Consider the following 22,927-nt stretch of genomic DNA (forward strand, 5'->3'; position numbering starts at 1 on the left):
AAAACTGGGGTACATGAAACCCGAAAATTAACTAATTAATGCGGCTGCCAACTGGCACCGAATTTTATCAAGTCAGTTACACGAATCATCAAACTAAAACCTGTTACTAAAATTCACGTTAATCTATGGACGCAAGAATCCCACTGCCTGAATTGATGTATTTATCTCCTACCACCCGTGAAAAGGCGGTTGCGATTGCACAAGAGCTTCTTCGCTCCAATAACATTTCTCCGCGCGAGGCTGTCGCAAAAGCCATTTTGATCGCCAAAAACTGGGCTGTCAAAAAGGTTAACCGCAGTGTTTGGCAAAAATTGAAATCAATCGAAAAAGAAATCATATGATAAGTCCTGAACAGAAATTTAAAGATCAGGTTGTTATCGTGACGGGATCTAGTTCCGGGATCGGTAAAGCCTGCGCAATTCATTTCGCCGGCCAGGGCGCGAAAGTCGTCGTTAATTACAGCTCTAATGAAGAGGAAGGCAAGAAAACGGTGAATGAGATTAAGGAAAGAGGCGGTGAGGCTATTCTGATTCAAGCTGATGTAAGTAAGGAAGAAGATGTGCTGGCGATGTTCCGCGAAACGGTCGATAAATTCGGAAGGCTGGATGTGCTGGTGAGCAACGCCGGGTTACAGAAAGATGCCCCATTCCTGGAAATGACTTTGCAGGAATGGCAGAAAGTGATCGATGTGAACCTGACTGGCATGTTTCTCTGCTGCCGCGCTGCTTCGAGACAGTTTTTAGCTCAGGCTAATAATGCGGAAGATCCTAATCACAGCGAACTTTCCATTGGTAAGATCGTATTAATGAGCTCTGTCCACGATATTATTCCATGGGCCGGTCACGTGAACTATGCTGCTTCAAAGGGTGGTATTATGATGTTCATGAAATCAATTGCCCAGGAGCTGGCGCCGCATAAGATCAGAGTGAATTCGGTAAGTCCGGGCGCAATCAAAACACCTATTAACAAAGAGGTATGGTCGGATCCTGATAAATATGAGGGTCTAATGAACCTGATTCCATACAAAAGAATCGGTACCCCGCAGGATGTTGCCAAGGCAGTAGCTTGGCTTTCGTCGGACGATTCTGATTACGTGAATGGAGAAACATTATATATAGACGGCGGAATGACGCTGTATCCTGAATTTTCAGACAACGGTTAACAAGGTCAGATTACAATTACTTCATCAATAGCAAAACAAAACGTCCGGCATGTGCCGGACGTTTTGTTTTGCCGTTTATCGCCAATTTTAGCTCGTAAACTCCCATTATAAGTGAGGATTATCAACTTATTAGTGTGACCAATAGACTTATAAGTGTAGCTTGTTGGATTGTAAAAATTTAATGCGGCACTTTGCACCGCACCACGAAGTTGTACACCAAAGTATGCCGGGAGGGTGAGATCAAACATGCTATACGATGAAATTGAAAATTCTTCTTCCCTCCCTATTCGCATTTTCGGCTGCATTAATTTTATTCAATGGATGCTCAAAAGATGATCTGTCAGAGCCTTCCTCCAATGAGCATAAATCAGAAAAAAATCAATTCTTCCTCGATCAGGAGGAGGCTATTGAGTTAATGTCCGGCGAGCCTGTTGAGAAGATCACTTCTAATGCGCGAATCGGTGAAAACAAAGTGCGTGTTGTAAAGGAAGCCAGGAAGTTTTACGGCGAACGGGGCGAGCTACTGTTTTACATTATCGAATATGTAAATGATGAGGGTTTTACTATCCTGTCTGCCGACAAACGAATGAAGCCTATTCTTGCCTTTTCGGAAACCGGCTCGTTCAACGAAAAGACAGATAATCCCGGAATTCAATTATGGTTTGATATCATCAGGGAAAACTTCGAAGGCGCCCAAACCCAGAAGGAAGCGCACATTGATATCGTGAATATGTGGCAGCAGTTAAGACAAACCCCGCACGGCGGCCGAACCAGCGACCAACCAGTGCATTCTCCCGAAGCAAGTTGCGAATGGTTTGTAAACCACCCGATTCCGGCTAACTCGACGATTGCGCATTTGACTGCTAGCATCTCCACATGGAGTCAAGGCCGAGGTTATAATGCATTTTGCCCCGTCGGGATCAAAACTTTGAATTGTAAAGCAAGTTATCCTTGTGACAATGCCCCGACAGGATGCGGCCCTGTCGCAGTAGCGCAGGTTCTTAGGTTTCATCGAAAACCCATCACGGCCAACGCTCACGCTTACTCTGCCGCGATGTTTAATGCGATGCCTATTACTGCTCCTGACAATTGTGTTCCCGTCAACGTAAACCATACTAACCTTGCACAGCTTATTCGTGACACAGGAAAAGATTTGGACGCAGTTTATAACACGCTGGTTCCCGCGCTTGGTATACCTCTATCCGGGTCTGGTTGCCAAACCTGGAATATTCCCGGCCACATTGATAATTTCTTTTCTAATCGCGGATATACCTCTTTTGATAAAGAGTTTTTCTCGAATGAAGGCATAGTAAGTAGCGAGCTTCGAGCGAATCGTCCCGTCATCGTTTTTGGATCAAATTGCGCGGCTTGCGCTGCCAAACAGCACATTTGGATCATGGACGGAATCAGAGACTTGTATGCGATTTTTAATGACCAGAACGGATTCTGTTATGAAAATCACGCCATATACTACCAGATGAACTGGGGTTGGGGGGCGATCAATGAAAATAATACATGGTTTGCCTACAACGGCATTGTCGGCGGTGGAACATTATATAACAGTTCGAATATGAGAGCTTACATTGTTCATCCCTAATGCAGCTTTATATGAAAACTATTATAGTTGTCTTGATTGCTGCGGTGATGACCGGATGTTTTCCAGAACGATACTCTCCGGGACCCACGGGCGACGTAGTCCGTGGTGAGAATCCGGGATATTGGAAATTAGCCAGTTATCGAAAGAAAGGCAAGTTGGTGGATCCGGAAAAAGCATCAGGCAAAGCACTGCTAGAAGTTCGATATATCATTACAAAAAGAGATAGCGTGGAAGAGCCGCTTTATCAGGAAGGTTTCCCGCATTACCTATTTTCATTTTTTAATGTTTCAATGCAAAAGACTGATTCGGCAAAAGCGGTTTTGTCGGATGCAAGATTCGACAGGAAATACAAGAGAAGTGAGTATTGGTATCAAATTAACAAAGACTCAGGCTTCGCGGCTTACCTGGATGTCGAGCTCGGGAAGGAAACCATCATTCATAAAGTCGAACTCAGCAACGTCATGAAAAGCGCCACTTACAAGCCGGAGCTGGATTCTTTGCGGTATATCTATGAGCAGACTGCAAAGTTTAAATAGCTTGATAGTAAAATTGTTATAAGTCAGCCCTAATCTTAATTCAGATATGAAAGCTCTATTATTATTCTTTTTGGCAGCTTGCCTAGTAGGATGTTTTCCCGAAAGATTCACCAAAGCACTTGTAGGTAGTCTTACCAATCACGGGGAGCCGGGGTATTGGAGGTTGGTTGAATATCAGAGAAAAGGCAAACTGGAAAATGGTGGGATACCAGAAAAAACATTGCTGGAAGTAGAAGAATTTCTTTCCGAAAAGGACAGCCTGCTTGGGCCTGTATATAGTAAGGGAGTACCCTATCAGAAATTTTCCTTCTATGACAGCTTGCTCAATAAGAAGGACTCGATACAAGCTGTAAGAAGAGATCATAGATATGACAGAAAATATAAAACAAGCCAATACTGGTATCAGATCAATGCAGAATCGGGCTTCGCCGCATTCCTTGATGCAATTCCCGATGGAGACGGGGAAACATACAGAATCGAACTCAGCAATGTCATGAAAAGCGCGACTTACAAGCCGGAGCTCGATTCTTTGCGGTATATCTATGAGCCGACTGCAAAGTTTCGGTGAGTTGGATTCTGATAATGTTGATTTCGGCCTAAATTTGAGCTTCTATCTTTACAGTTGCTCAATGAAACCTTTAATTAACATTTTTAAAACACCCTGGCTGGCTGTAATATGGTCAATTTTGATATTGATCGCCTGCACGTGGCCCGGAAAAGATATTCCGTCAGCACCCGTAGCTGGTTTTGACAAAATCGTACACGCGGGGCTATTTATAGTTTGGATATTTCTGTGGCTGGTCGCATATCCGCGGAAAGGAAAGCTGCTTGTTTTTCTGGGAATGGCTTACGGTTTGGCGCTGGAAGTTTACCAGCAGCTTCTGCCCTTCGACCGCACCTTTGACTGGTGGGACGCAGTTGCAGATGCTACTGGTGTTTTGATCGGTTACGTGATCACATCGCTAATCCTGAACCGTTACCTCCAACGTTTGTATTGATTGATCAAACCGTTCGTCGAGCTGTCGTGGTTGCTCACCGGCCAATCGTTTTGTAATTCGGGATAGATTTTATTTGCAAGTTGCTTGCCGAGCTCCACGCCCCATTGGTCGAAGCTGTAAATGTTCCAAATAATTCCCTGAACGAATATCTTGTGTTCGTACATCGCGATCAGGCTTCCCAGTACTTTCGGTGTTATTTTTTTCACCAAAATAGAATTTGTAGGGCGGTTTCCGGAGAATACTTTAAAAGGTGCAATCGCGTCGATTTCTTCTCTGGATTTACCCGAGCCACTTAGTTCTGCACGCACTTCTTCGTCCGTTTTCCCATTCATCAAAGCCTCGGTTTGCGCGAAGAAGTTGGATAGCAGCATTTTGTGATGATCTCCAAGCGGATTGTGACTGATTGCAGGAGCAATAAAATCGCAAGGGATCAGCTTGGTACCCTGGTGGATCAGCTGATAAAATGCATGCTGACCATTGGTACCCGGTTCGCCCCAGATCACCGGCCCGGTTTGGTAACCCACAGGCTGGCCGTCGCGACCGGTACTTTTTCCATTGCTTTCCATATCACCTTGCTGGAAATATGCCGCAAAACGGTGGAGATATTGATCATAAGGTAAGATCGCCTGCGTCTGAGCATCGAAGAAATCGTTGTACCAAACACCTAGCAGACCGAGGATCACTGGGATATTCCGCTCAAATTTCGCAGTCCTGAAGTGTTTGTCCATTTCGTGCGCGCCGGCCAGCAGCTGCTCGAAGTTCTGGAATCCGATATAGACCGCGATCGAAAGCCCGATAGCTGACCATAGGGAATACCTGCCGCCTACCCAATCCCAGAATCCAAACATATTGTCAGGATCAATACCGAATTTTTCAACTTCACCGCGGTTGGTCGAAATGGCAACGAAGTGCTTTTTAACAAATTTTTCGTCTTTCGCTTTGTCCAAAAACCATTTCCGGGCGCTGTGCGCATTCGCCATCGTTTCCTGAGTGGTAAAAGTTTTGGAAGCGATCATAAACAATGTCGTTTCCGGATCCAGCTTTTTCAGGGTTTCGGCAATGTGGGTACCGTCCACATTCGATACGAAATGCACTTCGAGGCCGGGCTTGCTATAAGCTTTCAGCGCCTCTGTTACCATTACCGGCCCCAGGTCACTTCCTCCTATGCCGATATTCACCACATCCGTAATTTCTTTTCCCGAATATCCCTTCCACGAACCCGAGCGGACTTTGCCCGAAAATTCCTTCATTTTATCCAGTACCTCATTCACGTCAGGCATTACATCCTTCCCGTCGACCAAAACCGGCTCGTTGGACCGGTTGCGCAGTGCAGTATGTAGTACCGCCCGATCTTCGGTCGCATTGATCTTTTCGCCAGTAAACATTTGCTCAATGGCATCAGCCAGGCCGGCTTCCTCCGCAAGTTGCGTAAGATAAGATCTCGTACGTGTTGTAATGCGGTTTTTGGAATAATCCACCAGGATATCACCAAAGCGGATCGTAAATTTTTTACCGCGGTCCGCATCTTCCTCGAAAAGCGATTTGAGATGTTTCTGCGAGATCGATTTATGGTGCGTTTTTAATTTTTTATACGCAGGAAGTTTATCAAAGGGCACGTTTTGAAGCATCACTATCTTATTTATATGATGGAAATAATCTACTTGGTACGCAAAAATAGGGTTTTGAACCACTTTAAGCGATTTTCAGCAGCTAAACTGCATCGCATACTCCTTTGAAATAGCCCACCGACTCGGCGATTCCTGCCAGCGGATCCTTCATATCTTTCTCATATTCAAGACTGCACACGCCATTGTACTTGCTTTTACGCAGCATTTTAACAAAAGCAGGAATATCGATCACGCCCCTGCCAAGCTCACACGCTTTTCCATCTTTAGAAGCCGCAGTCACATTTTTGAGGTGAAGGTCGAAGATCCGTTTGGCATACTTACCCAAATCCGCAACCGAATCCTGGTTATCCCTTTTGTTGTGCCCCATATCAAAGCAGATCCCGACCCGGGGATCAAGGTTTTTCACAAGTTCATGGATCGACGCCGCATTCGGGTACAGTTTATCTTCCGGCCCGTGGTTGTGAATCGCGTATTTTATATCATATTCCTTCACTTTCTGATCCACATAAGCAAGATCTTCTTTGTTCGGAATACCGACGATCAGCTTTACGCCTACCCGTTTTGCATATTCAAATGCATTGTCAATATCCTTGTGCGTTTTGGTGTAAATCGGCCCGACTGCGTAACCAGTTACGCCGGATTCTTTCAGTTTTTCGTGGAATGCAGTGATCTGCTCGGCGGTGCTGTTATAAGGAAGGTGAAAATCTTTGATGCAAAGGTAATGTACGTCGGTCCGCTTCATCATCGCGAGTGCCTCGTCGAGCTTAAAATTGACGAAGCTGAATCCGGCTATTCCGAGTTTGAAATTATCTTCTTTCTTTTCGAAAACTGCATTCGCATTCGTTTCCTGCATAGATAGCACTCTTCCGCCCACCAGTCCTGCAAACCCTTTCTTTACAAAAGATCTTCTTGAAGTCATTGAGATTCCTGTTTAAAATTTTCGCTATTGTATAAAGACGAAACCGCGCCAATATACCACTGACGTCATATTTTAAGCCGGATACCTACCCTATTCAGTAGCCCCGTCACGACGATGACCAGCAGGGAAAAGCAAAGCGATTTGACCAGCCCGACAATTCCTGTTCGCAGGAACAGCGGCAGACTGAAACCCACCAGTGTGATAATAGCATACCACAAATACGGAACGAGATAACAAGTCAGCGTGGAAGTTCCGGCGGGCTTCAATATATCCGCCCAGCTTTTCGATCTTCTCAAATCAACAAGCCAGTACATAAATGCAAATGCAAAAAAGCTGATACCACTGCAAATCCCTACCCAGGCCGGAGTGGCGCGGATCTTGGAAATACCCCAAAACGGCCGCGTGCCGAAACCGTAGGCAAATGCTAAAATCCCCAGTATCAGGAGGATCCAAAGGTAGTTTTGACTCGCGCCCGACTTGCTGGTCATATTGCGGTAGATCACCGAGGCCGTCACGCCCGCCATGGTGAATGCAGGCATCGAGCCGCTTCCCACAATCCATACCTTCGCTCTGACAGGATCCAGAAAATCCAGCATACCTGCGAAATCTGCGAGATTAAATAGTACAAGGAATGCCCACCCGCCGATGATAAGCCCGAGGTTGTCTTTCATAAAAAAATAAATCAGCGCACAGATCAGGTACGCCCAGCCAATTAAACCTAATATCCCGTACCAATGCGTTTCCATTGAAGAAGGATTTGCCGGGTCGCCGCCTTTGTAGATCACCGCGAGCGCGGCCAGGATTAAATAGCCCAGGATTTTCATGCTCGTGAACCTCACATCGTTTCCCTTATACACATTCCAGATCAGGAAGAAAGCCACCACCATCGCGATCTGCCACACATATTTGCTCACCACCATTCCCTCTCTGACCGCACTTTCCAGATTGACAATATAAATACCCATTAATAACAGGGCGAATGTTCGTTCCAGAATGTGGAATACTATAATACCGTTTCCGTCCCCTTTCATGCGTCGGTTAGAAATCGCAAAAGGGATCGAAAGTCCGACGATGAAGAGAAAACAGGGAAATACGACATCCGAAAGCCCCATTGCATCGTCACTTCCTTTACTATGCTGCATCCATTGCGGCACGCCCTTTAATGTCCAGAAATCGTTTACAAAAATCATCAGAAACATGGTCAGGGCCCGAAATATATCAATGGACTCGACACGAAACGAAGCAGATTTCTTGCTCATTTATAAAAAGGAAAAGGAGTTATGGTTCCGAATATAGATTTATTTGAACAAAACTTCGCTTCCAGGACGTAATTATCGGCTCACTATCAGTTTTATCGGCTTCACTCCCGGTTTTTTCTGCTTAAAAATGTATGTCTGGTATCGACTTTGTATAGTCACTATTTTTGTTTGAATTATCCTGCCAGCTGTGGGAAATTTTACTCAACTACCCCCCTTTACAATTTTGAAACCGGACACCTATCTCTTTGAGATTTCGTGGGAAGTTTGTAACCAGATCGGCGGACTTTTCACTTACATCAGGTCGAAGATCCCGACCATGCTGGACACCTATGGCGACCGGTACCTGCTCATTGGCCCCTATTTCCCGGACAAGTCTAAAACGCATTTTCGTCCGTTACGGGATATTGAAAATCCTGCGCTTGCCGAGGCTGTGCGGTCTGTCAGGGAGCTCGGGTTTCAGGTTCACTACGGTTACTGGATGCTGGAAGACGCGCGTCCGAAAGTGCTGCTAATCGAGCCGGTTTTGCAAAAAGAGCGCTCTCACGAAGTAAAAGCCAGGTTGTGGTCACGTTACGGGATTTCGTCGCTGCGGGCAGACTCGTTCAGGGACGAAGTGATCGCTTTTGGGGAGATCACAAGGAAAATTTTGGAGAAAACGGTTAGTTCCATGACCATCGAGCAGGATCTGATCACGCACTTTCACGAGTGGGTTTCCGCCGGCGCGCTGCCAGATCTGCATTATGAAAAAGTGAGGATAGCTACTATTTTCAATGCGCACGCCACTTTGCTGGGCAGGTATCTCGCTGCGAATGAAGACAACTATTTCCAGCATATTCCCGAATACGACTGGCAGCAAAAAGCCTATGAATATGGCATTGAAGGTCGCGTTGGGATAGAGCGGGCGGCTGCGCGGGAGGCTAACGTACTGGTAACTAACAGCGATGTAACATCACAGGAGTGCGAATTTTTCTTCCAGAGGGTACCGGACTATATTATACGGAACGGGATTCACAAGAAGCCAGGCGCGGGCCACGAGGTTTTTGAGAAACATCTGCTCTACCGCCAGAAGATCGACGCATTCGTTAAATCTCTGATTACGCCGAGCTATTCATTTCAAACAGATAAGATCCTGTATTTCTTCACTTCGGGCAGATATGAGTACTATAACAAAGGTTTTGACATTACACTTCGGGCAATTGCGAAGCTGAACGAACAGCTGATCGCCTCGGGCTCCGACATCTCGGTCGTGTTTTTTATTATTTCAAAACGTCCGTTCATTCATATTAAACCGGAAATTCTGGAATCCAAAAAGCGGTTCCAGGATTTACAGAAGATATGCAAGGAAATCAGCAAAAGTCTCGGCCCACAGCTGTATTCCAATGTAATCGGATTGAAAAGCAATGCGTTACCAGATCTCAACAACCTCATTGACGAAGAACTTTACCTGACTTGGCGGCAAGCCAAAGCACAGTTTCAGCGCGAAGGGCTGCCGCCCGCTGTGACACATTTGTTGGAAGAACCAGACCATATTGTCGATTTCATTCACGATTCCGGACTGGATAATAGTGAAAGCAGCAAAGTAAAAATCGTCTATCATCCCGATTTCATCGACCAGACCACCTCGCCGCTTGCAATGGACTATCTGGAATTTGTAAGAGGTTGCCATCTCGGGATCTTCCCGTCGCTTTACGAACCCTGGGGATATGCGCCCATGGAAGCTGCGATGCACGGTACCCCTGTAATTACCAGCGATTTATCGGGTTTTGGAAGGTATATTCAATCTGTAATCCTGCCTGAAAATGAGGAAGGTATTCAAATGCTGCACCGCCGCTACCACTCAGACGAAGAAGCAGTGAATAATTTGACCTATTTACTGTCCCAATTTGTAGACACTTTCGAAAAGGAACACTACGTCCCGCGTGTGAATCTGCCAAAAAGCATTTCCGACACGCTCTGCTGGACCGAGCTGATGCGCTACTATCGCGACGTATATCGCCTCGCGCTCATCCGCCACCAGCCGATCGCTAATTTGTATTGAATTTGATTTGCCTGTGTTTTGCAAAATCCAAGAGATACCTTATATTCGTTCCGGGATTGGGGTTACCCGGTCGGCAAAAGAGTTTAGCAGTTAATCTGTTAAACTCTTTTGTTTTTTAAGGGAATAATTTTAGCCCGTACAGTCTGCCATTTCGCTGATATATCTTGCCCTCGAAAGTTTCAAATGCAGGATTAGCTGCCAACGGATTAATGCATTTGCGCGCAATCGGATACGCTACGAGATCCGATAATTGAAGTCCATTGATATTCTCCTTCTTGTCTCTGAATTCAATTTCACAATTAGCTATTTTTCTTGCGCTAATGTAATAAGTGCCTTTTTTGCAGAGCTCTTCAAAGTGCAGCTCTAATTCGCCGTCCTCCTTTTTACCGCGCTTTTCGACGATTATCCGAACCCGACTACCGGGACATTTGTACTGATTGAGCATCAGTATTAATCTCTCTAAAATAAAAGAAAGCGAAATTTCATACGGATTCTTCGCTTTTTCCTGATACCTGGCAGCATACTCCCTCTTATCGATAGCAGCCGCAATCACCCGAAAAGATGATTCCCGGATAATTGAATTTAAACTTTCGTAAAAACTGCGTTTACTTATCTCGTCAGACAGAATCCGAAACTCCTTCTCACATTTCCTGATTTCTCTGGAATGAAAGATTAAGTCATTGGAGCTAAAAAAATGCAATTTCAGGGTATTGAATTGCTCATTGAATAAAGCATAGCCTTTTTCATGAAACAAAACACCGCATAAAACAAAGACCGGAAAACTGGGATCAATCCTGTTTAGACCGTGATCTCCACTTTCGTCCAGATATAATGTAAAATCCATTAAACAAAAAAGTAGCCGAAACCGGCTACGTTTAATTACAATTCAGATATTACACTTAGACGGACAAACTGCTTTCAGGTCACAATTTTGTTTCAACTCCCCAAATACCGCAACGATAACATCGTAATATCGTCAAACTGGTTGGCGGCGCCAATGAATTCGATCAGACTTTCGAGCGTCGATTCGTTCATTTCTTTTGCGGTTTCTTTTGTGGATCCTTCGCCGGTTGTGAAGAAATCCTGCAAAAAGTGCAGCCCGTAGCGGGAGCCGGCCAGGTTGTTTGCATCGGTTACGCCGTCTGTGTAGAGTACAAATTTATCACCCTTATTCAGTGTAAAGGAATGCGATTCATATTCAAAAGAGGGATCGAAACAAAGCGCCATTCCGCCCAGCTTCGGGATCAGCTCCGTGCTTCCGTCGGCTCTGATAACGATCGGTGGCTCGTGACCTGCATCGACATATTCGATCATCCCCGTTTTTACATTCATAATACAAACAAACGCTGTAACGAACATATAAGTGGAATTATCTTCACTCAGAAACTGATTCACGATCTTCACTTTTTCACAGATACTATCGCCATTCCGGTTTGAAAACTGACTTTTAAAAATCGCTTTACAGATCGCCATAAACAGCGCAGCCGGAACACCTTTGTCCGAAACGTCGCCGATCATGAAAAACAAATGCTCGGAGTCCATCATGAAATAATCATAAAGATCCCCGCCAACTGCTTTTGCCGGATGTATGAATGCATGCAGATCCACCCCAGCTTTTCCGATATTGGCAGGTACCGTTTTCGGCAGCATCGACATCTGGATCTCGCGCGCCACACTCAGGTCATTTTGAATCGCGATCAGCTGTTCTCTCCCCCTTTCCAGGCTCGTCAGCATTTCAATATGCTCGACCGTTTTCGAGATCGTGATTTCCAGATCTTCAAAATTTACAGGCTTGGTCACAAAATCGAAAGCGCCGCGGTTCATCGCCGTACGGATATTGTCCATATCCCCATAAGCAGAAACCATGATCGCCTTTAAAAGCGGATTTTGTTTCTCATTGATCTTGGAAAGAAAGGTAAGTCCGTCCATTCCCGGCATATTAATATCCGATAGAATGAGCGTAATATCGTCCGTTTCTTCCAGCTTCTGCAAAGCCTCCACCCCATTATTCGCGAACACAAATTCGTATTTTTTATCTCTGATCTGCTTGCGGAACAATTGAAGAATGAGCATTTCCATATCCTGCTCATCGTCTACGCTTAATATCCTGATCGCCATTTTTATTTGATGTTTTGGTAAAAGTCCTGATTAAGCAGGAATAAGTATCTTAAATTCTGTTCTTTCTCCGGGAATCGAAGTCACACTGATTTCCCCTTTGTGCGTGTCGACCACACTTGTATAAGTAAGCGAAAGTCCTAGTCCGGTCCCTTTTCCAATCGGTTTGGTCGTGAAAAACGGCTGGAACAATTTCGCCACAATATCTTCGGGAATACCGATCCCGTTGTCGCAGATCGTGATTTGAATGGTGTCCGCCAGCCGTTTCGTCGTGATTTCGATGATCGGCTCAAAGTCCGCCGGGGCCGTTTTCCGCTTTTCATTGATCGCATAGCAACCGTTGTTCACCAGGTTCACGACCACACGACCGAATTCGCCCCGCGACAAATTCACCTGTCCCACTTCCGGATCCAGCTCATAACTAAACGTTACATTAAATTCCCTGTCCTCGGCCCGCACGCTATGGTAGGCCAGCTTGCTGTACTCTTCCAGCAGCTGGTTCAGGTCAGTAGGCTCGAAAACGGCACCGTCCGAGCGCGCCTGCGCGAGCATTCCCTGGATAATCCGCTCAATACGCTTTCCGTTCTCGCTGATTTTCAACAGGTTTTGCGATAGCGTATTCAGAATCTCCTTCTCGCCTTCCATATCTGCCTCATTAAGCTCCGCCAGCGGTTTTGCTGCAATTTCACGGATCTCTTCAACCAGCTCGTTCGATAATCGGGAAAAGTTGTTGACAAAGCTGACCGGGTTTTTTATTTCATGCAAAATACCCGCGCTCAACTGGCCAAGTTCAGCCAGCCGGTTCAGCTCAATGATCTTTTGCTGATATTTTTCAACTTCCTTATCGGTAATAGCGGGCTCCATAAAACTGGCTTTTGGGGTAGTGTACTGACTCAGACTATTTGACAATCGGAAGGAAAATTTCAATTTCAGTAAACTCACCCTCCTTCGAAGTTACCGACATGCTGCCCTTATGGTATTCAATAATATCCTTGCTCATATACAGTCCGAGCCCCGTACCTTTTGATGTAGGTTTGGTGGTGAAAAACGGATTAAAAAGCTGCTCCGTTTCTTTCAGCGGAATACCTTTCCCATTGTCCCGCAGGAATATAGAAACGCCCGCGCCCGTTACTTTCGAAGAAATGCTGATCTCCGGTTCAAACGTCTTGTCCAGTTTTGTCTTCTCAATAACCGCATAACAAGCATTGCTGATCAGGTTTGTGAGCACCTGCGCAAATTCATAAGGCAGCACACTAACCCGCACCGGCTGCGTATCGAGCGCGAAAGTCAGCTTCACCTGCGCCCCTTTGTATTCATTCAAAACCTCCTGAATAGCCGATTTCGCTTTCGGTTCGAGGAAAGTATTCAGGTCGGTTACCAAAAATTCGGTTGACTTCCCTTTGAGCAACTTCTGCATATCCTTCACAATCCGCGTGGTACTGTTGCCGTGCTCGTATATTTTTTCAAGGTTTTTTTGAAGCATTTCAAATCCGCTTTCCAGATCGTCCTTTTCATCTTCCGACAATCCGTCCTGGTGCTTGTCAGTCACTTCCGTGATCTCTTTCAGCAGTTTGCCAGACGATTGCGAGAAATTATTGATGTAATTCAACGGGTTTAGAATGCGGTCGACGATCCCTTTAGTAAGACTTCCTACCGACGCCAGCCGCTCCTGCCGGATCAACTCTTCCTGGGTCGATTTCAGGTTAGAGAGCGTATTTTCGAGGTTTTCAAGGATATTGGTTTTGATATAAGCGCCGATCAAATGCTCTTTCAGGTTCTTGACCATATTAAAATCCCGCTCCTGAAATGCGTGCTCGCGTTCCATATTTTCGAGCATAATATAGCTTTTCACCTCACCGTCAACCCGTATTAGGATACTGATCAGTGATTTGGGAGAGTAGCTTTCGCCAATGGAATTGTTGGTATTCTGGTTTTTGAAATCGTTTTTCAGGAACACATCTTCGTAAACCTCCTCCGCATTTTCCACATAACGCTCGTCCGCTTCCGCGGCGCTCATTCTCAGATCATCTACATTGGCATTTCCAGCCGAGCCGGCCACCGCGATGAACTGATAATTGTCGGCTGATTTGTTATAAATCAATGCGGAAGCCCCGTCCACATTCTGGAAACCGCATAACCGGTCCAGCACGAGCTGAAACAGCTTCCCCGTATTCACTTCTCCATTGATGGATTTTACAAACTCGTCAATACGCTCCAGCTGATCGTTCGTCGCCGAAAGTTCGTCTGACTGCTGTTCGAGTTCTTCTTTTTGATTAACCACTTCTTCGGTCCGTTCCCTGATCAGATTTTCCAGCGCCTGCTTCTCACGGATGATCCGCCGAAGCCGCCAGCGAACCACATAGTAGATCATAACAGCAAATGCGAGCACGTACAAAACGATCATATACCACTGCCTGAACCACGGTGTCAGGATCGAAACGGCAAACGTGGCTTCCTTCGAAATGTTACCGTAAATATCCCTCGCCTTTACTTTAAAAGTATATTTTCCCGGCGGCAGCCCGCTGTATTCTTTTCGGGTCAAAGTAGTCCAGTCCGACCAGTTCTTATCATAATTTTCCAGAATATGCTGGTACTCAACTTCCTCGTTACTATGAAAGCTCGGCAATGCGAATTCGATCATCAGGGTATTTTGCCTGTGACTCAGCCTGACCGGCGAGCTGCTTTTACTGGCAACGGGCAACTTTCCCTCCCGGGTTGCCACGTGCCGGAGCAGCACCGGGTAACTGTGCGCATACCGCCCGCTCACATTCATATCCAGGCGGAAAAGCCCCTGATCTCCGCCTAGCCAGGCCACACCATTCTGATCCGGATATATAACCTGAAAAGGAATTTTGGAAATAGGTGCGAAAGGCGTTTCAAGTTGCTCGTAACCAACTGCCGATTTGATTTTCCTGAAATAAGTAACCGATTTCTTGTCTCCGCGGGTAGTCCAGATATTGCCCTGACGATCTCCCTGCACGCGATCGAACCAGGCTTTGCGGCCTTTGAGCCAGTCGGCGGTTACAAACCGGTCGCTACTTTGCTGGTATTCAAATAGTCCGTCTTTGTTCGAAACAATCAGTTTTTCACCAAACACAGCCAGCTTGTTATACAGCGGACTGCTGATACCCTGCGTGGCTGAAAATTTCTTCAAAGCGCCAGTGGCCGGATCTAGTTTTGCAATACCATTTGACAGCGTTTCAAGCCAGAATGTGCCCGCCGGATATTCTGTGATCCCGGTAATCTGCTCAGTCACCGACTTCACCCGCTCTTTTTTCCAGCCATTATTATTAGTGTAAATAGCCAATCCATCCTGCAAACCTACAAAAAGCCGGTTACCAGAAGCCGAAGCGGTTACAGTGAGTGAGAATTCGCTTCCTATTGCGGTCAACGCCCCACTTTTTGTCAATTGGAACAAACCTTTATTAGAAGCGATATATAGATTTTCACCGGCTACATCAAAACCCAGGCAGCTTCCGGGGAATGCATTTACCCGCATTACCCGGTTATTATCAATATAAAAAAGGCCGTAAAGGGTCCCTACATACAGTTTTCCCGCGAACCGGGTAATGGAGGTGACAGAACCTTTTAGGCCTGACTCACTATCAAATACCGAAATCGGCGAGGGCAGGTCCAGCCTCGCGAGTCCGTCATTCAGGGCGAGCCAGAGGTGGTTGTCGCGGTCAAAGAACATTGCTGAAACCTGGCTGTCTCGCAGATCTTGGGCAGGGTACACCGGAAACGCAACATTTCCCTCGGCATTGATAACGACCAGTCCCTGCGTGCTCGTACTAACTGCAATCTGCCCGCCGGGAAGTCTGACTGCCGCCGTAGCTTTCTGTCTGATCAGCGTCGCATTTGCATCCCCGCCCCTGTTTTCAATCCGGTTATTTTTAAGAAAAAATATTCCCTGACCACTTGTTACCAGCATTGCTGATTGATCCGGAAGCGGTATTACTGCCACAAGATCAAGCAGGACCGGAACATTATCGCCGCGCGTAATGGCCGACGTTTCCCCATTTTCCAGCAGCATAATACCCTTCGCTCTTGCGTAAACGAGGATATTCTCATCCAAAGGAAATGCAGACTGAATCGAAAGCTGGTGTTTGACCGCACTGACTGTTTTCCCATTCCAAAAGAAATTCAGACCGTCGCCGACAAACCACGCACCATTTTTAACGGGAACGATCTGCACGATCTGTGCCGGTTTTTCTTTCAGTTTTGCGGAGAGACTTACAAACCGGTGCACGCCCGCCGAATCGTAGGCGAGATAGCCAAATTCTCCATTCGCCCCGGCCAGTATCCTGCCTTTCCGGTCTGTCGCCAATGCAGATACGCGCGTTACATTCGCAGTCTGTATCGTCTTCCAGGAAACGCCGTCGAATTCAAGTATGCCTGCAAAATTTGCAAAATACATCACGCCGGAACTGTCCTGTGCGATCGCAAAGTTCTGGTCGTGCGCGTGGTACTCGGAAGATTGATAGAAGCCGGACATCGGCCTGCCTGTTTGGCGATGGGCAACATTGGACATTTGCGCCACGGCGGGCACAAGTCCGATGTAAAAAGTCCAGATAAAGAGGCGTAATGCATTCATATTTTCAATCGGGTTTCGATTCATTAACTTCCTGACTTTCTTCTTTTAACACTCTCAGATCCCGCAGCAGATAGTCTTCTACAATATAGAACTCGGTCTCTTCCAGCACATTCGGGATCATTGCTACGCCCAGTTCTTTAAGCTCATTCACACTCCTGATCTCGCCCGCACTCACAATACCCGCTTTTGAAAAAAGCAGCTTTCCATAAGTAACAAGAATAGAGATATCAGTGCGGCCGGTCGCTTTCCGAAGGTCGAGCACATCACCTTCCCCGGCTTTGAAATACTCGGAATTGAGCAAGATCTTTTGCAATTCCCCATTCAGCAGTCTGGCCAGGCCGGCTGTTGCGCGCAGTCGCCGGAGCTTGCATACCATCAGATCTTCTTCGGTCGCCAGCCTTTCCAGCGGTTGCATTATCTGCAAATGAAATACGTCCTTTTCCTTCGTCATTACTTCCAGAACAGACCTGAACCGCGCCGGATTGACAATTCGCAGTACATAAAACGCAGTTTCCGATATTACTTTGGAACGCGATACCCCATTCGAAACTAGTATCGGCGTGACGCTTTCAGCAGGAAAATGCTTCAATTCCTTGATCGCAACCGCCTTTGTCCACCTGGAAATACGCGTGTAATCTTTGTTCACGATATCTTTCAGCCGCTCGTCTACCGGAAGTTTTACCTGGGGGAAAATGTCATTGTAGCGCCGGAACATTTCTTCCGGCGAATCGCTGTCAAGATAAGGCAGCACCTTTGTTTTCACATTTTCGGGCAAAAGCAGGTCTGTGATTTCGGTGAGATAATCGCGCGCATCGGTCGCCTGCTCGCCACGCAATAAGGTCACCGCGTGGAACCGGTTGCCAAAAACGATTTCCAGTACTGTAAATGCTTTGAATATAATCCGCTGCTTTTCTTTTTCCAGATTTTGCATGAGCGGCGTTTCAGGCTCGTAGTCCGCACTGAGATCGGATTGCGCGGCAAGCAGCCAGGCAAACGTTTTCAAATGTTCTTCCAGCTCGTTGAGCAAATAGCTGCGCTCGGTACTGTTGCAGGTATATTGCAGGTTCCGCAGCGCATCAAGTACCTTTTCTTTTACAAACCGGTTGGGGTTTTCAATATTTCGCCGCAAGAAACGGATCGCGTCTGCATTGCCAATCTCTTCCACGATTTTCAGCAAATGCAGCTGTCGATCTCGGTTCTCATTGTTACTCAGAAACGACTTTTCAATGTACTTCAACAAAGGAGCACCCGACTTCACCAGCGCCCGAAACGATACCGAAAAGTACCGGTCGATCTCCATTTGCTCCATTAAAAACGGCCATAGTTCAGGCCGCTTCAATTCGCCTGCCGTGTAAATAGCTGCTTTTCTGACAACCGGACTTTCATCCTGCAACAGTGGGATCAGGTATTTATAAGACAAAAACCGGCTGGAACCGCCCAGCCCGTAAGCCGCCTCGACGCGTTCCGTTTCGTTATTTGAAAATACCTGATTGACCAGCGTATCAAAAGGCTTGTCTGACGCGACGTGCGAACGGATCCCTTCATCCGATTTCTTCTTCCTGACAGGAAAGTGAAACTCCTTTTCACGCACTATCTTCTTATAGGAACGCTGGCTGAGAATCGAAACCAACGTCCAGATCAATGCGACTCCCAGAAACAGTGCCGAGAGCGGCAATGCATGCAAGTCCAATACATTAACGAGCACTAGTAGCAACGCGCCCGCGATCAGCCCGCCCATTGCCTTCGCGCGCCCCTCGATCCTGCCCTGGACGTTCAGCCGGAAGCGGGCTGGTATGGGCTGGTATAAAGTCTGGTAAGCTGGCTCACTGATTGCTTTCCGGATCGCACTCATAAAAAACCGCGAAAGCGCCACGCAGGCGAAGAATATCGCCGCAGTATCGTAGCCCAGTCCATAAATGACGGACACGGAAAAACTAAAAACCAGGCTGAGCGGAAGGATCAGTATCCCGAATCGCACACCAAACTTCGCGATCAGCTTATTGTAAAGGAATGTTTTAATGAAAAATTCAAGAATGGCCGATATCCCAAAAAAGAAGCCTAGAAAAGTTGCAAGTGATTCTTTATCGGGAAAAATAAGGCGGGATTCGGCGAAGAAAATGTACTCGACATAAAACAATGCAAACACCGGCAGCAGCGCCAGCAGGAAGATATTCCGATAGTAAGTAGGATCAACCTGCGGCGCCGCCTGCTTATCAATTGTGTCGTTCTTCGTCTCTGTTTTAAATGCTTCCGGCGTGACGAAATTTTGGTGGATCTTTTTCAGGAATACTCCGCAAATGATCAGAAACACGACAGCGACGACCAATAGCGAGTCGGTAGGCACGATCTTCACCAATGCAGGAACCGCCAGGTACATGATCACCGACGAAAATACTTCCCCGGTATTGATCAGCGATGACAATCTTTTCGACTGCTGAAAATTAAATAGCTTGACCACAACAGCCCAGAACGTAACGCCATTTACCAGCACAAAAACCCGGTTCCAGATAAAGAGAACAAAGAAAACCCACTTACTGCCGGTGAGGTGATAGGTAACCAGAAACGCCGAAATGGACACGATCAGAAACAGTAGCATCCGCTCCGCAAGCTTGTTGAATGCCATTCTTTTTTGCAGTCGCGTCACGCCCAGCCCGACCATATAAATGAATACCCCGCCCACGATGTAAACCTGCGGAAGAATCAGCCGGTCGAAACTGACGAGGAAAGAAGAGGCGACTACCGTGTAAAATAATGCGGTTGCCCCACCCATAAAGAACGAGTAGGCCATCAGCAAAGACACGAGCTTTTCCTCGCCTTTCCTGATATTGAGCATTCGCGATATGTTACCGGCTATTTTCAATTTTTATTTACCTAAATCCTTGATCATGAAGTAGATCTGACGCTCGGGCATTTGGTATAGAGGCTTGATTTTTCCTAAATACACAAACCCCAGATCTTCCAGCGGCCTGATCCGTGACTCGATCGGCTGGGCGATAATAGACCTCGCACCCTGCGATTGGGCAAACTGAATTCTCGCCTGATCCAGAACTCCTGAAAAGCCTTTTCCACGAAATCCCGGTAATACCACCAGGCGATTCAGCGAAGCGAAAGGCCCCTCTGCAAACTGGCCCAGCAGCGTTTCATCGAACAGATCGGCGTGAGGTACGGAGCTGTATTCTTGATGAAAACTCATTCTGGCCGCTGCTACGATCACTTTGTTGTGCGTGATCACCCAATGGTGAGCGAGCAGATCCTCGTCGTCGAGCCAGAGTTTATGTGAGAAAAAATCTTTGCTGATACCCTGCTCCTCCTTCCAGGCCGCTACGCGCAGCGCGCCCATTTCGTCGAGACGCTCGGGGTAATCCAGCTTGGTGAGCAGGAATTCCGAGTTTTCGATTTCAAATTTTGATTTCATGAATAGAGGAGTGTTTAGCGTCGCATTCATTTTTGTGTCATTTTCGATTTGTATCAATGAGCAAGCCGACCGAGAATACGCGTCTTTCCTGGGGATATCTGGAAGCGGAGGTAATACCTTCCGCAGCCCGGATACCGGGGACGAAGTATTCGTTGTTCAAAATGTTGGAAATCTGTAACTGCAAGCTGACCTTACGAAGGATATTCTGGTAGGTGATCGCCGAACCGAGCAGGTAAATGGGTTTGAAATGCGTGATCGGATTGCTGCTGCCCGAGGTACCTGCGCCCGATCTCCTGGCACTTATATAATTGTTGGTAATGCTGATGCTGAGATTTTTAACCGGCTCATAAACCGCGCCCAGGTTTGCAGACCAGGGTGCAACGTCACTCACCGGGACCTTCTGGCCCTCGATCCGGCTCAGGTCGCGCGGGTTACTGTAAGTGAAATTTCCCCAGACATTCAATTTCTTCATATCATAACGCGCCTCCGATTGCAGGCCGATAATGCGCTGCTTTCCGAGCGCCTGAAACTGCGTCGTGTTTCCGCCTGCGGGCAAAGTCGCCGTCGCGAGTCCTACTGCATTGCTGTAATTAGCCACATAAGCCGCCACATTCAGGGAAAGCGCTTTGCTGAACCGCACCGAAACGCTGCCTTCTACATTTTTCACACGCTCGGGCTGCAAAGTCGGGTTATTGAGTAGGCGCTCGCGGGTCGTCGCGTACTTTTGGAGGTAGGAAGCGTCTTTAAATGCTTCTGCGTAAATGCCTTTAAACACAAACATACCTTTAGTATAGATCAGGCTCAGGCGTGGATTAAATACAAAACCGTAGCCTCCTTTTGAACGTATCTGGTTGTAATCCAGGCGGGAAGCCAGCACCATTTTCAGATCGTCCGTCCAGTTGTAAGTACCCTGACTGAATATGCCAATATCAAAAACGCGGAAATTATCCCCGCCCGCCAAAGTCGAATCTGGTCGCCCGGTTTCGTCTGCACCTTCAAATGGCGAGGTAATGTAGTTGGCCTGAATGATACTGTTCCGGATCTCGATCCCGCTGTTGATATCCAGCTTGGGAAGCGGTGTCCAGAGTACCCGGAATTCATTTCGCAGCTGATTGGAAACGCGGTACCAGTATGGGACGGAAACGCTTGGTTTTCTCTGGTTCAAAAGGTCGACAATACCGTAGCTGCCGTTGAAATATCCCCTGTAAGTCGGAAGATTCGTCTCCCCGCTCAGCTCGTGGAGCCGGTACGAGGTGAGATTCATAATCTGTACCTTATCGGTCAGATATTTGTTGTAAGTCAGTGAAAATGCCTTGTTATTCGCTACCCAGCGTGAGAGATCCTGCGTCACGATCCGCGAGCGGTTGGTATACCAGGGTGTAGCGCCTTCGTCGGTTTTCCAGCTCATCAGCGAGATCATAAAATCTTTGAACTCTACTTTGGCACGGATATAAAAATTCCTGGAATCGTCATTAAATTCCACCGGGTTACCATTGATGTTGGTCTGGAATAAATGCTGATTATCCAGCTCCGCCGCCTTTGCTTTTCCGGCTGCTGTGAGGCTCAATGCATTTACAGTTCCGGCACCGTCGTAGCCAATCTGGTACAGGTTGCTGTTCGGGAAAAGCGTAGTGAGTTTATTATTGGTCAGATATTGCTGCGCCGCATTGCCGCTCAGATTCTGCTGTGTGGCATAACTATCCGCATTTCTTGGAGAGTAATCCCATTCACCATACTTGCTGTAATCCAGTTCATTAGAGAAAAAATAGCGGGAAGTTACCGACACAGCCACATCTTTCGAACGTAATGTAACTGTACCGTCAATCATCTTGGTATTCATTGATCCGTACTTGATCTGCCCGTTCCCCGAAACGTCGACTTTCTTGCCTTCGGGCATTTCCTTGTCCAGATGTCGCCTGGTTATCAGGTTGATCACACCCATAAATGCGTTCGCCCCGTACATGGTGGAAGCCGGCCCGTAGATCACTTCCACGCGCTCGATATCCGACAATGCGTATTGGCGCGAAATAGGAATATTGTCAGAGTTAAGGTCGTTTTCTTCTACTCCGTCCACAAGTAATATCGTGCGGTCATTGGAAGTGGAGCGGTAGCCGCGCTGGTAGAATGTCACATAGGAAGGTCCGTTCCCGCGGATCACATCAAAACCCGGAATGTCGCTCAGCATCTGGGTCAGGTCTTTGTACCCTCTTTTCAAAATATCATCACTCGTCAGCACAGTCACCGTAGCTGGTACCTGCAACAGGTTTTCCGCTTTTTTGGAAACCGAAGTGATCTGGACGATCCGGTCCATCATATTCTTTTGCTGCGCAACCAGTTCTTTGAATTGGGGCAAAGCAGAGAATTCCGGTTCGTAGTTCTGATTGGCGATCAGCAGGTTACGTACCGCCTGCGCTGCCTCGGGAAGTGAGTCGAGGGCGAGGTAGGTCAATGCGATAATCTTGTAACCCTGTACCTGCGCATTCGGAGAAAATTTAGTTTTCAGGCAGGGATTTAATATCTGAAATACCTCATCAAAATTACCAGTACGGTATTTGCGATCCGCTTCCGGCACGATCACGGACGCGTCGCAATCATCTTGGGCAAAAGTGTATTGGCCCAATGCCGGAATTGTCAATAAAAACAGGAATACAAATCTTCTCATTTCG

General features: G+C 46.9%; 17 protein-coding genes. 7 read left to right on the top strand and 10 right to left on the bottom strand.

Translation table 11 applies throughout. The annotated features are described in order from the left end of the window. Positions 1-125: 125 nt before the first annotated feature. From LZG94_RS10575 to LZG94_RS10600, 6 genes are all read left to right on the top strand, one after another. Positions 126-341, top strand: a complete 216-nt coding sequence (locus LZG94_RS10575; RefSeq protein ID WP_215233356.1) for a hypothetical protein — start codon at positions 126-128, stop codon at positions 339-341. Further along, on the top strand, positions 338-1,162 hold the full coding sequence (locus tag LZG94_RS10580) for an SDR family oxidoreductase (protein WP_233791859.1): 825 nt from the start codon (positions 338-340) through the stop codon (positions 1,160-1,162). The genes LZG94_RS10575 and LZG94_RS10580 overlap by 4 nt, the downstream gene beginning before the upstream one ends. A gap of 256 nt (positions 1,163-1,418) precedes the next feature. Then, positions 1,419-2,759, top strand: a complete 1,341-nt coding sequence (locus tag LZG94_RS10585) for a C10 family peptidase (protein WP_233791860.1) — start codon at positions 1,419-1,421, stop codon at positions 2,757-2,759. Between the two features lie 11 nt (positions 2,760-2,770). Beyond that, complete coding sequence (locus LZG94_RS10590) at positions 2,771-3,295, top strand: hypothetical protein (protein WP_233791861.1); 525 nt, start codon at positions 2,771-2,773, stop codon at positions 3,293-3,295. Between the two features lie 46 nt (positions 3,296-3,341). Further along, positions 3,342-3,863: a hypothetical protein gene (locus tag LZG94_RS10595; RefSeq protein WP_233791862.1), complete on the top strand. Its 522-nt coding sequence runs from the start codon at positions 3,342-3,344 to the stop codon at positions 3,861-3,863. 61 nt (positions 3,864-3,924) lie between these two features. Next, a complete protein-coding gene (locus tag LZG94_RS10600) occupies positions 3,925-4,293 on the top strand; it encodes a VanZ family protein (protein WP_233791863.1) in 369 nt (122 codons plus the stop codon). Here LZG94_RS10600 and pgi read toward each other — a convergent pair. The 3 genes from pgi to LZG94_RS10615 all read right to left on the bottom strand — a co-directional run bounded on the left by pgi (position 4,272) and on the right by LZG94_RS10615 (position 8,099). Then, entirely contained in the window at positions 4,272-5,921 is a 1,650-nt protein-coding gene (pgi, locus tag LZG94_RS10605) for a glucose-6-phosphate isomerase (RefSeq protein ID WP_233791864.1), read from the bottom strand. The genes LZG94_RS10600 and pgi overlap by 22 nt on opposite strands. 82 nt (positions 5,922-6,003) lie before the next feature. Next, a complete protein-coding gene (locus tag LZG94_RS10610) occupies positions 6,004-6,840 on the bottom strand; it encodes a sugar phosphate isomerase/epimerase (RefSeq protein ID WP_233791865.1) in 837 nt (278 codons plus the stop codon). Positions 6,841-6,905: 65 nt separating this feature from the next. Next, positions 6,906-8,099, bottom strand: coding sequence for a DUF5009 domain-containing protein (locus tag LZG94_RS10615; RefSeq protein WP_233791866.1), 1,194 nt, complete (start codon positions 8,097-8,099; stop codon positions 6,906-6,908). 223 nt (positions 8,100-8,322) lie between these two features. Here LZG94_RS10615 and LZG94_RS10620 point away from each other — a divergent pair, with 223 nt between their 5' ends. Continuing rightward, entirely contained in the window at positions 8,323-10,137 is a 1,815-nt protein-coding gene (locus tag LZG94_RS10620; protein ID WP_233791867.1) for a glycosyltransferase, read from the top strand. Positions 10,138-10,252: 115 nt separating this feature from the next. Here LZG94_RS10620 and LZG94_RS10625 read toward each other — a convergent pair whose 3' ends face one another. From LZG94_RS10625 to LZG94_RS10655, 7 genes are all read right to left on the bottom strand, one after another. Further along, a complete protein-coding gene (locus LZG94_RS10625; RefSeq protein ID WP_233791868.1) occupies positions 10,253-10,981 on the bottom strand; it encodes a DUF3800 domain-containing protein in 729 nt (242 codons plus the stop codon). Between the two features lie 92 nt (positions 10,982-11,073). Next, on the bottom strand, positions 11,074-12,255 hold the full coding sequence (locus LZG94_RS10630; protein WP_233791869.1) for a PP2C family protein-serine/threonine phosphatase: 1,182 nt from the start codon (positions 12,253-12,255) through the stop codon (positions 11,074-11,076). 30 nt (positions 12,256-12,285) lie between these two features. Further along, positions 12,286-13,116 (bottom strand): sensor histidine kinase, encoded by an 831-nt coding sequence (locus LZG94_RS10635; RefSeq protein ID WP_233791870.1) that lies wholly within the window; start codon positions 13,114-13,116, stop codon positions 12,286-12,288. Positions 13,117-13,150: 34 nt separating this feature from the next. Continuing rightward, a complete protein-coding gene (locus LZG94_RS10640; protein WP_233791871.1) occupies positions 13,151-16,846 on the bottom strand; it encodes an ATP-binding protein in 3,696 nt (1,231 codons plus the stop codon). A 4-nt stretch (positions 16,847-16,850) separates the two neighbouring features. Further along, positions 16,851-19,679 (bottom strand): MFS transporter, encoded by a 2,829-nt coding sequence (locus tag LZG94_RS10645; RefSeq protein WP_233791872.1) that lies wholly within the window; start codon positions 19,677-19,679, stop codon positions 16,851-16,853. Between the two features lie 30 nt (positions 19,680-19,709). Next, complete coding sequence (locus tag LZG94_RS10650; RefSeq protein ID WP_233791873.1) at positions 19,710-20,261, bottom strand: GNAT family N-acetyltransferase; 552 nt, start codon at positions 20,259-20,261, stop codon at positions 19,710-19,712. Between the two features lie 37 nt (positions 20,262-20,298). Beyond that, the gene (locus tag LZG94_RS10655) at positions 20,299-22,923 is read right to left on the bottom strand and encodes a TonB-dependent siderophore receptor (RefSeq protein ID WP_233791874.1); all 2,625 of its coding nucleotides are present in this window, start codon (positions 22,921-22,923) and stop codon (positions 20,299-20,301) included. Positions 22,924-22,927: the final 4 nt, after the last annotated feature.

Source organism: Dyadobacter sp. CY343 (genome assembly GCF_021390335.1).
Taxonomy (GTDB): Bacteria; Bacteroidota; Bacteroidia; order Cytophagales; family Spirosomataceae; genus Dyadobacter.